We start from the raw sequence: 14,524 nt of genomic DNA on the forward strand, positions 1-14,524 counted from the left end.
CGGCGCGTAGTCCGGCGAGTACATCGGCCACTCCCGATGCCGCCGTTCCGCGCCTGCTCACCAGCATCAGCCTGCCCACCCCGCGCGAGCGAACCAGGTGCTCGGCGACGTGCGCGCCGAGTCCCCCGGTGCCACCGGTGATCAGGACGGTCCCGGTAGAACGTGGCGCGCGGGGTGCGGTGAGCACGACCTTGCCGATCTGGCGCGCTTGCTGCAGGTGGCGCAAAGCGGTGACGGCCGAGGTGGTGTCCCAGGTTCGGATCGGTAGCGGGGCCGGATCATCGACGGCCAGCCACTCGCCGAGTTCGGTGAGCATGGCGCGGAGCCGGTCGGGTCCGGCGTCGGACAGGTCGAACGGCCGGTATTCGACGTTATGACTGCTTCGCACCGACTCCGGTTCGCGCACATCGGTTTTGCCGATGTCGAGGTAGATCCCACCCGGTGCGAGCAGGCCGAGGGACGCGTCGACGGCAGGCCCGGTGAGCGCCGCGAGGACGACGTCGAAACCACGGGGAAACTTGTCCGCGAACTCGAGCGTGCGGCTGTCGGCCAGGTGATCGTCATCGAATCCCTCCGTGCGCAGGGCCGCCCACTTGCCGAGACCGGCGGTCGCGTAGACCTCGGCTCCGAGCCGGCGTGCCAGCCGGGTCGCTGCCATGCCGACCCCGCCCGCGGCCGCGTGCACCAGAACGCGTTGTCCGGGCCGCAGACCCGCGAGGTCGGTGAGCCCGTACCGGGCGGTGAGGTAGACGATCGGCTGTCCTGCCGCGACGATCGGGTCGAGGCCGTCGGGAATTAGGGTGATCGCGAACTCGTCGACGTCGGCGTGCGACGCGAAAGCATGTGCGAACACACCCATGACGCGGTCGCCCGGCGCGAATCGGGTGACGCCGGGTCCGGTCGCGACGACAACACCCGCGCCTTCACCACCGAAGGTGAGGTCGGCCCCACCGGGGTACATGCCGAGTGTCAGCAGCACATCGCGGAAGTTGACACCAGCGGCGAGCAGACGGACCCGGACCCGGCCCGCACCTGGGCCGTCCGGCGCCGGCGGATCGCACGGCCGGACCACCACGCCCGACAGATCGCCCGGTGTCGAGCTGACCAGTTCCCACTCCGGTGGCACCGGCACCGCCGGTGCGGCCCGAACCAAGCGCGGCGCGAGGAGGCGGTCCCCCCGCACGGCCAGCTGCGGAGCATCGGCCGCCAACGCGGTGACCACCGCGGGTTCCGTGGTTCGGGGGCCGGGCAGGTCGACCAGCCGGAACCGGCCGGGATGTTCGGACTGAGCCGACCGCACCAGCCCCCAGACGGCCGCGTGCACCGGATCGGGCAGCGTGTCGGCGTCATCGGTCTGGATCGCGCCGACCGTCACGATGACCAGCGCTGTGTCGTCGTCGCGCTCGGTGTGGCGTTGGAGTTCACCGAGCACGTCGCCGAGGACGGCGCGCAATTCGCCACCGGCGGGCACCTCGAGCACAGCGCTGACGGCCGTGGCCGGTGGCGCATCGGCACGCTGCCAGGCCAAGCGGTAGAGCCCGTCCTTGTCGGCCTTCGCGACAGCTGCCGGACGTAGGGTCACCGCGTCCAGCACAGCGAGCGCTCCACCCGCGTCGTCGAAGATCTCGACCGAGAAGCTCTCGGCGGCACCCTGCTTCGGGCGGATTCGCACCCAGCCCGACCCCACGCCCCCCGCGAGCAGTCGCACTCCGGTGAACGTGAACGGCAGCCGGCCAGATCGCGCCGGGTCGGCGGCGTCGATGGCGTGCATGGCCGCGTCGAGGAAGGCGGGGTGCAGGTCGTATTCCTCGGTGTCGGTATCGGACGCATCGGATTCGACGCGGGCGTAGATGTCGTCACCGTCGAGCCAGGCGGCACGCAGTCCCTGGAACTGCGGCCCGTAGTCGAGCCCGATGTCGGCCCTGGCCTGGTAGAAGTCCGCGACAGCCAGCTCCTCGGCCCCCACGGGCGGTCCGGCCACGGCATCGGCATCCGATCGTGCAGGCGCGGCATCCAGTTCACCCGTCGCGTGTTCGATCCACGGTGCGTCCAGCGCGGTGGCCGACGATCTGCTGAACACGGTCACCGTGTGGCTCGAGCCGTCACCGCGCTCGAGCACGACTTGCACCTCGGTGGCTTGGTCCGTCGCGAGGATCAGCGGGGTATGCAGCACCAACTCGATCAGATGCCCGACGCCGACCTGGTTGCCCGCCGCGACAGCCATTTCGGCCAATGCCGTGCCCGGTAGCACCGGGGTGCCGGCGACCCGGTGCTCTGCCAGCCAACCGTGTGTCGTCGCCGGGAACCGCCCGGTGAACACGATCTGCGAGCTTCCGCCGACTGCCACCGCGGCGCCGAGTACTGGGTGCCGCACCGTCCGTCGACCGGGTTGTCCTGCGGCGGAGCGGTTGGGCGCCAACCAGAATCGCTGACGATCGAAGGCGTAGGTCGGCAGGTCCACACGTGCGCGCTGTCCGTGCACTCGATCCAGCGCCACGGGATGACCGCTGAGATCCAGCTCGACCAGCGCCCGGCACACAGCATCCGGTTCGGCCTGGCCGGGGCGCAGCGTGGCGACGGCGGGTCCGGCGACACTCTGGCCGATCAACGCGGTGAGCACCGCGCCGGGACCGATCTCGGTGAATCCGGTGGCTGTCGGCGCGGCGGCGGCCACCGCGTCGGCGAACCGGACGGGCGCGCCGACGTGGCGCACCCAGTAGCCGGGGTCGTCGTAGCCGCCGTCGGTGCCCGCACTCGGATGACAGGTCAGCTGCGGTGGGTGGAAGGTCAATCCCTCCAGCACGGACTCGAATTCGGCGACCATCGGCGCCATCAGGCGGGAGTGGAACGCGTGCGAAACCACGAGCCGTTTGGTGCGCCGGCCCTCGGTCGCGAACCGATCGGCGACCATCGCGCAGCGCGCGGCGTCGCCCGAGATCACCACGGATCGTTCGGCGTTCACCGCGGCGAGGTCGAGTCCCGCCTCGGCAAGGTGTGGCGCGATCTCCGCCTCGGTTGCCGCGATGGCGATCATCGCGCCACCCGAGGGCAGTGCCTGCATGAGTCTGCCGCGGGCGCACACCAGCGTGACGGCGTCGGCGAGCGACAGCACACCCGCGAGATGGGCGGCGGCGATCTCGCCCACGGAATGACCGGTCACCGCGGCCGGTGTCACGCCGAGTTCACGGAGCAGCCCTGCCATCGCCACCTCGATCGCGAAGAGCGCGGGCTGGGTGAACTCGGTGCGATCGAGCGCCTCGGCGTCCGACCACATCACTTCCAGCAGGCCACGCGGCAAGAGCGGATCGGCCAAGGCGGCGATCTCGGTCAGCATCGCCCCGAACACCGGTGCGGCGGAGGCCAATTCGCGTCCCATGCCTACCCGCTGCGAGCCCTGGCCGCTGAACGCGAAGACCAGTGCCGGCTCGACACTCGACGCGGCCGCGCCGGTCAGCAGCAGCGGATGTGGTGTGCCGTCTGCCAGTGCGGTCGCCGACTCGAGCAGTTCATCGCCGGTGCGGGCGAAAAGATATCCGCGATGCGGGAATCGGGTCCGCCCGACGATCTGGGCATGCGCGATGTCGCGCGGATCATGATCAGTAGCGCTCAACCACTGCGCGAGAGTCGCCGCTTGTCCGGGGAGCGCGGTCGGGGTCTTCGCTGTCACTGCGACGATCGCGGGCGCGCCGGGCAACAAGCCGGTCGACCGGCCGCTGTCGCGCTCGCCAGGGTTCGCATCGGGTTCGGCGAGTACGAGGTGCGCGTTGGTACCACTGACACCGAAGGCGGAGACACCCGCACGACGCACACGATCGGCCGCCCGCGGCCAGGAGCGCGCCGTCGTCAGTACCTCGACCTGCCCGGCCGACCAGTTCACGTGCGGTGTGCGGTTGTCCGCGTGCAGGGTGGCGGGCAGGCTGGCGTGCCGCAGGGCCTGCACCATCTTGATGACCGCGCCGACACCCGCTGCGGACTGGGTGTGCGCGATGTTGGATTTGAGCGATCCGACCAGCACCGGCGCACCGCCGGCCCGATCACGACCGTAGGTGTTCACGATCGCACCGGCCTCGATCGGGTCACCGAGTCTGGTGCCGGTGCCGTGCGCCTCGACCGCGTCCACCTGGTCGGCGGTGACCCCGGCGTCGGCCAGCGCTGCCCGGATGACGTCCTCCTGTGCGGGCCCGCTCGGTGCGGTCAGTCCGTTGGAAGCGCCGTCGGAATTGATGGCGGTACCCTCGATGACCGCGAGTACCTGGCGCCCTTCCCGCCTGGCGTCGGAAAGGCGTTGCAGCAGAAGCAGTCCCGCACCCTCACCCCAGCCGGTGCCATCGGCCTCCGCTCCGAACGCCTTGCAGCGGCCATCGGCGGCGAGGCCGGACTGCGCGGTGAACTCGACGAAAGTCGCCGGACTCGCCATCACCGCGACACCACCCGCCAATGCGGCGTCGCACTCCCCCGAGCGCAATGCGCGCACCGCCAGGTGCAGCGCCACCAGCGACGACGAGCACGCGGTATCGACTGTCACCGCCGGGCCGCGCAGTCCCAGCGTGTAGGCGATCCGGCCGCTGAGCACACTGCCCGCGACGCCGATGCCCCGATAGCCGGTCAATTCGGCGTCGGCGGTCTCGGTCTCGGCGCCGTAATCATGAAACATCGTGCCGGTGAACACCGCGGTTCTACTGTCACGCAGGGCATCTGGCGCGATCCCGGCACGTTCGACGGCTTCCCAGGCCAGTTCGAGCAGAATGCGCTGCTGCGGGTCCATCGCCAGCGCTTCTCGCGCGGAGATGCCGAAGAATCGCGGGTCGAAATCGCCTACCCCGGTGAGGAATCCGCCGAAGCGAGTCGCGCTGGTACCCGGTCCGCCCGCGGGATCCCACAGGGCCGACAGATCCCAGCCGCGGTCGGTGGGAAACTCCGAGACGGCGTCGACCCCACCCGCGACCAGGTCCCACAGTTCCTCGGGTGTGGTGACGGCACCCGGGTAGCGGCACGCCATGCCGACGATCGCGATCGGTTCCCGAGGGGTGGGCGCGGGGATGTCGGCCCGCGCCGCCGCCGATTCGGTGGGCACGAGCAGTGCGCGCAGGCCACGAAGCAGAGCGAAGGGGGTCGGCCGGTCGTAGACGACGGTCGCCGGCAGGTCGAGTCCGGTGGCGTCGACCAGTCGGTTGCGCAGGAGCAGCGCACCGATCGAGGTGATCCCGAGCGCGCCGAACGGAATGTCGAAATCGATGGTGCTGGAGTCTGTTCCGTTGTCCAGGACAGCGGCGATCTCTTCGGCCAGAACCGTGCGCAGCGAGGCACCGTGGCCGTCGCGCAACCGCCGCTCCCACTCGGCGGCGAGACCGGGGTCGGCGGTCACGTCGGCCGCGGTCGGCGCCGCCGTCGTTTCGGCCGCCGGCAGCGCCGCACGCATCTCGTGCCGCTTGATCTTGCCCGAGGCGGTGCGGGGAATCGATGACACCACCACGACGTCCTCCGGCACCTTGTACGCGGCCAGCCGCTCGCGACACCGGCCGATGGCCTCGCGGGTCAGATCGCCAGCGGCCACGGGATCCACGCCCCTGCCGAGAACGACCGCGGCCACGGGTACCTCGCCGAGCACGGCGTGCGCGCGACCGAGCACCGCCACGTCACCGACCCAGTCCAGCTCGGCCAGCACCGCTTCGACCTCGCCGGGGTGAATGTTCTCGCCACCGCGAACGATGAGTTCCCTCGATCTGCCCTTGATGGTCAGATAGCCGTTGCCGTCGACCACCGCCAGATCGCCGGTGCGGTACCAGCCGTCGACCAGCACTGATCGGGTCGCCTCGTCCTGATTGTGGTAGCCGAGCATGACGTTGGGCCCCTGCACCCAGACCTCGCCTTCCGCACCCGCGGCGAGCGCTGCCCCCGTGTCCGGGTCCGCGATGCGGACGGCGAGGCCGGGCACCGGCAACCCGCACGACCCGGGCGCCGGGCGGTCGCCGGGCCAACTCATCGTGATCGCGCCACAGGTCTCGGTGCTGCCGTAGGAGTCGATCATGGCCAGCCCGAACACCCGCTCGAACCGCTCGCGCAACGCGGTGGGAGCGGCCGCACCGGTCGACAGGCAGACCCGCATCCGGCCGCTGTTGAGGGCGTCGCCCGCATCGGCGGCGTCGAGCAGGTAGTGATACATCGCCGGTACACCGACCAGCACGGTGTACTCCTGTTCGGCGAGCGCGGCGAGCACGCTCTCCGGAGCGAATCCGTCCAGGATGTGGGTGTGCGCACCGACTGCGGTCGTACCGAGCACACCCAGGATGTGGGCCAGGCTGTGGAACAGCGGCAACGGCCACAGCACCCGATCCCCGGCGTTGAGCCCGAGGATCGTCGAATAGCTGCTCGCCACGCTCCACAGGCAGCTGCGCTGGGTGGACAGCACACCTTTCGGGGTGCCGGTGGTGCCGGAGGTGTAGAGCAGGAACGCGGTCTCGTCGAGGCCGAGGTCGTCGAGTGCGGCGCCCGGATCCGCGCCGGGGTCGGTAGCGACGGCTTCGAAATCGATAATCTGTTCGCCCGCAACATAATCGGCCGCAGCGGCGCTACCGGAGCCGTCGTCGGTGTCATCCACCAGCAGCACGCGCAGATACGGCAGATCCGCGAGCATCGGCGCCAACATCGGCAGCCGGTCGGTGTCGGTCACGATGAAACCCGCACCGCTGTCGGTGATCTGGTAACGCAGCTCGGCCGGCGTCAATTGCGCGTTGAGCGGGACGACGACACCACCCGCACGCAGCGTCGCGTGGAACGCCTCGACGAACTCCACCCGGTTGCCGAGCAGGATCGCGACCCGCCCGCCGAATGGCAGCCCGCCCGCGCCGAGCCGTCCGGCGATACGCCCGGTGCGCTCGTACAGAAGCCCGTACGATACGGTGCGACGACGATCCGAAAATGCCGCTCGTTCTGGGCTTTCGGTTGCGTACCGGTGCAGCAACTCGTGGACCGGAACGATCAGATCACCACGCACTCGAACCTCCTCGGGCATGGTCGCGACCGGTGCCGCGCACGGCGGCCGACGGTTCGCGTCCTGGAAAACGGACTCGCTCGCCGGATGACCAACATCCAGCCGATGCCATTCAGACTGGCCGCGACACACCGAACCCGAACACCCCTCAGTCCCCCCTAGGACCCCCTAGCGCGGGCTGTTGCACACGTCTCAGCGGCGTTTACCTGGCGTGTTCGGCGACAGCACGATTAGCGTCGAATTCACGCCGACACCGACGACATCGAGGTTTCCGGACAGTCGGCGATTTTCCTTCGCGCACTCCTCGCGCTCGCCGGCTTCCGGCCACACTCGACAGATCGGCTAGACATCATGACGATCCTCGATCTCGATCTCGCCCCGACCGCCGTACCTCGGCAACGGATGGCATCAGCGCCGGTCGCCGTCCGGCCACGCCTGCTCGGCGTCGGTACCGCCAATCCCGAGAACCGCTACAGCCAGCACGAACTCGTCGACCTGCTCGGCATCACCGACCCGAAGATTCGCGGGGTGTTTCTCAACGGCGGCATCCAGACCCGCCATCTGACGCTGCCACCGCGCGCCGTTGACGGCGCATTCCGGATCGAGACGCAGGGTGACTTACTGAACAAACACCGCGAGCACGGAATTCGCACCGGCGCGGCAGCCGTGCGCGACTGCCTGGACAATCTCGGCAAGCAGCTCAGCGATGTTCGCTATCTGGTCGCGGTGACCACCACGGGCTTCCTCACGCCCGGCTTCAGCGCGCTGCTCATCGAGGAGCTCGGCCTGTCTCCCGACACAGCCCGACTCGATGTGGTCGGCATGGGTTGCAACGCAGGTCTCAACGGGCTCGCGGCGGCCGCGAACTGGTCGGCGACGCACCCGGGCGAGCTCGCCCTGCTGGTCTGCTCCGAAGCATGTTCCGCCGCTTATGTTTTCGATGGCACGATGCGCACTGCCGTCGTCAACAGCCTCTTCGGTGACGGCGCGGCGGCCCTTGCCCTGTGTACCTCCGGCGATGGCGACGACGACCTCGCCCCGGCCGCGCCGGCACCGACGCTGCTCGGTTCCAGCAGCTACATGATCAAGCACGCGATCGGAGCCATGCGCTACGACTGGGACGGCGACGCGGGCAAGTTCAGCTTCTATCTCGATCGCGAAGTCCCCTACGAGGTGGGTGCCCACGCCGAGCGCGTCATCGACCGGTTGCTCCACGACACCGGACTGCGTCGCAAGGACATCGCCCATTGGATCGTGCACTCCGGGGGGAAGAAGGTGATCGACGCCGTGAAGATCAACCTCGGGCTGACCTCCTTCGACCTGCGTCACACCACGAGCGTGATGCGCGATTTCGGCAATCTGTCCAGCGGCTCGTTTCTCTTCTCGTATCAGCGACTGCTCGCCGAGAACCGGATCCGCCCCGGTGACTACGGAATCTTCATGACCATGGGCCCCGGGTCGCAGATCGAAACCGCCCTCGTGCGCTACTGACCGGCGCCGCGACCGCCCCGATGCTTCGAATATCCAGCAGTGAGGAATCCGAGATGACCATCGAACTCGACACCATGACAGTCGACATCGCCGCCGATACACCCCTGTCCGGCGAGCTGATCGCGGCGGTGCTCGCGGTCGCCACTGCCGCCGAGGACGCCGCCGCGGCGGGCAGGCAGGCAACCACTGTGCTCACCATCCGCGGCGCCCGAGAGGGAGCTGAATTCCCTTGGCCCGGAGCGGTTCCCGTCGGACTGGTGGGCAAGTGGGAAAACGCGGTACGCAGATTGGAACAGGCGCCGACGCCGATCGTGGCGATCGTGGACGGCGATGCCTACGGCCCCGCGGCGGAGTTGCTGCTGATCGCCGACTATCGAGTGGTCTCCGCCGGCGCGGTTTTCCGGTTGGCGGCGGTGGGCGGCGGAACCTGGCCGGCGATGGCGCTGCACCGGTTGGTGGCACAGCTCGGCGTGAGCCGCGCACGCGAGCTCGCGATCCAGGGCCGAGCCCTGCCCGCCACGGTCGCCGGTGAGCGCGGCCTGGTCGACGCAGTTGTCGAGCCCGGTGGGGAATCGGCCGCGGTCGGCGTCGGGGTCGCGTTGTTCGCCGAGACGGTCGGTTCGGAATTGGCGATCCGCCGCAGGCTGTTGCTCGACGCCGTCAACACCCGGTTCGAGGACGCGCTCGGCGCGCACTTGGCCGCCGCCGACCGCACCCTGCGCCGCACGAAGCCGGTCGAGCGGTGACCGCCGCGCCGGTGATGGCGGCCGTTCCCACCGGACACCTCGCCGATGATCACCGCGACCTCGCCACCGCCGCGGCCGCACACAATGCCCTGCTCGCCGAACTCGGCCCCGCCTCCGCACGCTCGGAGGCCGACCGAGCCGCCGCGGACGCCTCGCACCGGTCGATTCGCCTTGCCCGGCAACGATTCCTCGCCGTGCACGCCCGCTCCTGCTACCTCGCGTGCACCGATGACCTGCGCGTCGGCCTGCGGTTCGGCCCACTCGCCGAGGCGGCGACCGAGCTGTTTCCCGGACTCCTGCCGACGGCCGCGCAGCTGGCCCACGACGACGGGCTGACGCAGTCCGAGAAGGAAGGGTGGGAGATCGATCTCGGCCTGTTCTTCCACGCGGTGCTGTCGGATCCGGTGGCAGGCGAGCACCTCCTCGACGCGATGCGCGCACCCACCGACCGCGCGCTCGCGCTGCTGCCGGAGTTCGAGGCCACCGGGCACATCACGCTGCCCGCGGTGACACTGGAACGCACCGGCGATGTCGCCCAGCTGACGATCACGAACAACTACTGTCTCAACGCCGAGGACAATCAGCACGTCGCGGATATGGAAACCGCGGTCGACCTGGCACTGCTCGACCCGGCGGTCCGGGTCGGTGTGGTGCGCGGCGGTGTGATGGACCACCCCCGCTACCGCGGCCGACGGGTCTTCAGCGCGGGTATCAATCTCGCTCATCTACACGAGGGCAAGATCTCCTACACGGACTTCTTACTCGGGCGTGAGGCCGGATACATCGCCAAGTTGCTGCGCGGCCTGCCCGGCGATGAGACCACGTGGCCGGCAAGGGCTCTCACCAAGCCATGGATCGCGGTGGTCGATTCCTTCGCTATCGGTGGCGGTGCGCAACTGCTGCTGGTCTTCGACCGCGTGATCGCCGCCTCCGACAGCTATTTCAGTCTCCCCGCCGCACAGGAGGGCATCATCCCCGGCGCGGGCAATCTTCGGCTGGGGCGTGGATCGACCCATCGTCTCTCGCGCGAGGTGATCCTCTGGGGTCGCAAGATCCAGGCCACCGATCCGGACGCAGGGTATGTCTTCGACACGGTCGTCGAGCCCGAGCAGCTCGAGGAAGAGCTCGAGCGCGCGGCGATCCGGCTCGCCTCGCCCGCGGTGGTCGTCAACAAGCACATCCTCACCACCGCCGAGGAGCCGCAGGACGTTTTTCGCCGGTACCTGGCCGAATTCGCTTACCACCAGGCATTGCGGATGAACGGGGCGGACGTGCTGAGCAAGGTTCGCCGCTTCCACAGTAAGTCCGGCGCGTCATGACCACACCCGCCGAAGCGTTGCTCGCGATTCTGCGCGAGGAGGGTGTCACCACGATATTCGGCAATCCGGGCACCAGCGAACTGCCGTTTCTCGACGCGCTCGGGCAGGCACCCGATATCGAGTACGTGCTCGGCGTGCACGAAGGCCCGTTGGTCGCCATGGCCGACGGGTACGCGCGCGCCACCGGACGTCCGGCCTTCGTGAGCCTGCATATCGCGGCCGGATTGGCCAACGGCCTCGTCGGTCTGCTCAACGCGCGCCGCTCCCGTACACCGCTGGTGGTGATGGCCGGTCAGCAAGATCGGCGGCACCTGGCCCAGGACCCGATGCTGTCGGGCGACCTGCTCGCCATCTCCGCGGCAGGGGTCAAGGAGTCCTTCGACGTCCAGCACGCGTGGGATCTGCCGATCATGGCGCGCCGAGCGTTCGCCGCGGCGGTCCGCGCGCCCGCCGGGCCGGTCTTCCTCTCGGTCCCGATGGACCTGCTCGCCGAGAACACCGACGTCGAGGTGCCGGTACGGACCGCCGTTCCCGAACCAGGTGCGGCGCTCGGCATCCGGCGGGCGGCGGCGTTGCTGGCCCAGGCCCGCAGACCCGCTCTCGTTGTCGGTGACGGAATCGGCCGGTCCGGTTCGGTGGCCGAGGCGGTGGCGCTGGCCGAGACCATCGGGGCGGATGTGTGGCACCAGCCGCTGCACGACGGAATCGACTTCCCCATGTCGCATCCGCTGCATCACGGGAGCCTCGACCCTGTCAACGCGGCCATTCGGTCAACGCTCGGTGGCTACGACGCGATCGTCATCATCGGGACGCACGCGTTCCTGGCTCACCACTACTCGCCGGGTGCGGCCATCGATTCACCTATCCCTGTCATCCAGATAGACGACGACGCAACGGAACTCGGCCGCAATATCCCCTTGCACACCGCACTGTTCGGTGGCCTGGCCGCGACCATGACAGCACTCACCAAGGCGCTCGGCGACGCGACAGACGGTGCGTCCGAACGCATCGCGGCCGCCGCGGTGCGCACCGAGACCACCCGCGTCGCCGTTCGCGCGCGGGCCGCCGAGGTGTCGTCGAACATGCCGATGGCGCCGCGGGCGGCGTGCCTGGCTCTGGTCGACGCACTTCCCGACGACATTGTGCTCGTCGAGGAAGCCATCACCACCGGCGTGGTGCTGCGGCCGCTGCTCGGACTCGACAAGCCTGGCTCACTACGGCATACCGTGGGCGGCGGGCTCGGTTCCGGGATCGGCATGGCGATCGGTACGCGGCTGGGCGACCCGAGCCGACCGGTGGTCGCGGTGCTGGGCGACGGCTGCACGCTGTTCGGCCTCCAGGGTCTGTGGACGGCCGCGCGCCGCCGCGTCGACGTCACGTTCGTGGTGATGAACAACGCCGAATATCGCACGCTCAAGAAGACTCTCGACGGCTGGCACCGCGAGGGTGCTCCTGCCGAGGACTATCTGGGGCTCGACCTACATCTCGACAACGACGAGGTACTCGATTTCACCACGGCAGCAAAGTTTTTCGGGGTCGAGGCTACCCGCGTCGACGAACCCGCGGAGCTCACGGCGGCCTTGCGCGTCGGCATCTCCTACCCGGGCCCCTATCTCATCGACGCCCGCATCGCCGGTCATCGCGACCACATCGGACAGGAATGACCATGACCGTCACCGCATCCGGCATCGCCGAACTCGTCATCCCCGGGGCGCCATGGCTGCCCGCCACCGGTGCCACGCGCGCGGTCGTGGAGAAGGCGACCGGCCACGAACTGCGCGATCTGACCGATGCCACCCCGGACGACGTGGCCACCGCCGCCCGCACCGCCATGACCGCGCAACCCGCCTGGGGTAACCGGCCACACGCCGATCGCGCGACGCTGCTGCGCGACGCGGCGATCCTGCTGCGTGATGCCGCCGACCAGTTCACCGAGTGGCTGGTGCGCGAGGGCGGGGGCACCGTTGCCAAAGCTCGGTTCGAGATCGGCGAGACGGTCACCGAATTGTTCGCCGCGGCAGAGCTTCTCGGTCGCCCGCACGGCGTACTGTTGCCGGGCTCGCCCGGCAGACAGAGCCTCGCGCGCCGCGACCCGCTCGGCATCGTGGGCGTCATCAGCCCGTGGAACATGCCCCTGTTGCTCGCCGTCCGCGCAGTCGCACCCGCCCTCGCCTGCGGCAACGCGGTGCTGCTCAAGCCGGACCCGCGCACCGCCTTCTGCGGTGGCGAATTACTGGCCGCGCTGTTGGCGACGGCGGGGCTGCCCGCCGGCGTGTTCACGGTCCTGCCCGGTGACGCCGCCGTCGGCATCGCGCTGACCGAACACCCGGATGTCGACATGATCGCGTTCACCGGTTCGAGCGCGGTGGGCAGGCGAGTCGGCGAAATGACCGGCAGACTACTCAAACGCGCCGCGCTCGAACTGGGCGGAAACAACGCCTATCTCGTGCTCGACGACGCCGACTTGGATGCCGCCGCGTCGGCGGGTGCCTGGGCGGGATTCCTGCACTCGGGGCAGGTTTGCATGGCCGCGGGCCGCCATATCGCGCACATCGCGATCGCCGACGACTATGCCGCACGACTGGCCGCGCGCGCCGCAAGACTCACCGTCGGTAACCCGTGGACCGACCCCGATCGAGATCTCGGCCCGCTGATCGACCGCGCTCAGGCAGTGCGCGCGGAACGACTGGTGGACGAAGCGATCGACGCCGGAGCCAAGCTGCTGTGCGGCGGCGAGCGGGAGCGGAACTTCTTCACCCCCACCGTATTGACCGGTGTCACCGAGGACATGGCCGTGGCACGTGAGGAGATCTTCGCCCCAGTGATCCCAGTACTCACCGCGGACGACGACGAGGCCGCGATCCGGATGGCGAACAACACCGAGTACGGCTTGGTCGCCGCCATCGCGACCGGACCCGACACTCGGCGAGCCCAGCGCATCTCGCGACGGCTGCGCACCGCGATCGTGCACATCAACGATCAGACCATCGAGGACAACGCCTACGTCCCGTTCGGCGGCAACGGCGCGTCCGGCAACGGCGCCCGCTTCGGTGCGGAACAGAACGCCGACCTGTTCAGCCGCTGGCAGTGGATCACCGTGCAGGACGAATTGCCCCGCTACCCGTTCTGAGGAGACACCATGACGACAGCGCCCGCCGCACCCACCGCGCCCGCCACCGAGGTGCCGATCATCAAGTACCGCAAGGACAATCGAGTCGCGCGGGTCGAGCTCAACCGACCCGAGGTGCTCAACGCGATGAACTTCGCCATGCACGAGGAACTGGCCCGGATCTGGGATGACATCGAGGCCGACGACGACGTCTGGGTGGTCGTGCTCAGCGGCGCGGGCGAGCGCGCGTTCTCCGTCGGCCAGGATTTGAAGGAACTGGCCGGCCGGATCGACGCGAAGACCGCGACGTCGTCGTTCGGCAGCGCGGGCAAGCCCGGCTTTCCCCGGATCACCGAACGTTTCGAGTTCGCCAAACCGATCGTGGCCGAGGTGTCGGGATATGCGCTCGGCGGCGGGTTCGAACTCGCGCTCGCGGCCGACGTCGTGATCGCCGCAGACAATGCCCAATTCGGTTTGCCGGAGGCGAAACTCGGCCTGATGGCCGGTGCGGGCGGGGTATTCCGCCTGAGCAGGCAGGCGCCGTACCGGATCGCGATGGGACACCTGCTCACGGGTCGTCGGATGAGCGCACACCGTGCCTACGAGCTGGGGCTCGTCAACGAAGTCGTGTCTTTGCCCGATTTGGCCGCCTGCACGCAGAGTTGGGTGGATGACCTACTGGCCAGCGCTCCCCTTTCGGTGCGGGCAATGAAAGAAGCCGCGGCGCGCGCGCAGACGATGCCGCTGGCCGACGCGTTCTCCGGTGATTACCGCTGGGAGCGGTTGCGTATGCATTCGGCCGATTCCGAGGAAGGCCCACGCGCTTTCGCTGAGAATCGCCGACCACGTTGGACCGGGCACTGAGCAG

Annotated in this window: 7 protein-coding genes (1 of these 7 cut by a window edge); 6 read left to right on the plus strand and 1 reads right to left on the minus strand. The window is 69.2% G+C overall.

Annotated elements, in window-relative coordinates:
* A protein-coding gene (locus ACFWFP_RS12885; RefSeq protein WP_379294915.1) for an SDR family NAD(P)-dependent oxidoreductase crosses the window boundary here: on the minus strand, positions 1–6,994 show its 5' portion. It extends 5,345 nt beyond the left edge of the window; 6,994 of the gene's 12,339 nt are visible here — the first part of the coding sequence; its start codon is at positions 6,992–6,994; its stop codon lies off the left edge, out of view.
* Positions 6,995–7,342: 348 nt separating this feature from the next.
* Here ACFWFP_RS12885 and dpgA point away from each other — a divergent pair, with 348 nt between their 5' ends.
* The 6 genes from dpgA to dpgD are packed head-to-tail and all read left to right on the plus strand — an operon-like array spanning position 7,343 to position 14,520.
* Positions 7,343–8,482 (plus strand): 3,5-dihydroxyphenylacetyl-CoA synthase DpgA, encoded by a 1,140-nt coding sequence (dpgA, locus tag ACFWFP_RS12890; protein WP_379294916.1) that lies wholly within the window; start codon positions 7,343–7,345, stop codon positions 8,480–8,482.
* A gap of 53 nt (positions 8,483–8,535) precedes the next feature.
* Positions 8,536–9,228: an enoyl-CoA-hydratase DpgB gene (gene dpgB, locus ACFWFP_RS12895; RefSeq protein WP_379294917.1), complete on the plus strand. Its 693-nt coding sequence runs from the start codon at positions 8,536–8,538 to the stop codon at positions 9,226–9,228.
* Positions 9,225–10,547, plus strand: coding sequence for a (3,5-dihydroxyphenyl)acetyl-CoA 1,2-dioxygenase DpgC (gene dpgC, locus ACFWFP_RS12900; RefSeq protein ID WP_379294918.1), 1,323 nt, complete (start codon positions 9,225–9,227; stop codon positions 10,545–10,547). Before dpgB ends, dpgC begins: the two co-directional genes overlap by 4 nt.
* The gene (locus ACFWFP_RS12905; RefSeq protein ID WP_379294919.1) at positions 10,544–12,211 is read left to right on the plus strand and encodes a thiamine pyrophosphate-binding protein; all 1,668 of its coding nucleotides are present in this window, start codon (positions 10,544–10,546) and stop codon (positions 12,209–12,211) included. The genes dpgC and ACFWFP_RS12905 overlap by 4 nt, the downstream gene beginning before the upstream one ends.
* Positions 12,212–12,213: 2 nt before the next feature.
* Positions 12,214–13,677: an aldehyde dehydrogenase family protein gene (locus ACFWFP_RS12910; RefSeq protein WP_379294920.1), complete on the plus strand. Its 1,464-nt coding sequence runs from the start codon at positions 12,214–12,216 to the stop codon at positions 13,675–13,677.
* Between the two features lie 9 nt (positions 13,678–13,686).
* On the plus strand, positions 13,687–14,520 hold the full coding sequence (gene dpgD / locus ACFWFP_RS12915) for an enoyl-CoA-hydratase DpgD (protein ID WP_379294921.1): 834 nt from the start codon (positions 13,687–13,689) through the stop codon (positions 14,518–14,520).
* The last annotated feature ends 4 nt before the right edge of the window (positions 14,521–14,524 follow it).

This window comes from Nocardia sp. NPDC060249 (assembly GCF_042728755.1).
Taxonomy (GTDB): Bacteria; Actinomycetota; Actinomycetes; order Mycobacteriales; family Mycobacteriaceae; genus Nocardia.

Coding starts and splice junctions, on each gene's coding strand:
- dpgB (WP_379294917.1), top strand. CDS start 8,536: ATGACCATCGAACTCGACACCATGACAGTCGACATCGCCGCCGATACA.
- dpgD (WP_379294921.1), top strand. CDS start 13,687: ATGACGACAGCGCCCGCCGCACCCACCGCGCCCGCCACCGAGGTGCCG.
- ACFWFP_RS12905 (WP_379294919.1), top strand. CDS start 10,544: ATGACCACACCCGCCGAAGCGTTGCTCGCGATTCTGCGCGAGGAGGGT.
- ACFWFP_RS12910 (WP_379294920.1), top strand. CDS start 12,214: ATGACCGTCACCGCATCCGGCATCGCCGAACTCGTCATCCCCGGGGCG.
- dpgA (WP_379294916.1), top strand. CDS start 7,343: ATGACGATCCTCGATCTCGATCTCGCCCCGACCGCCGTACCTCGGCAA.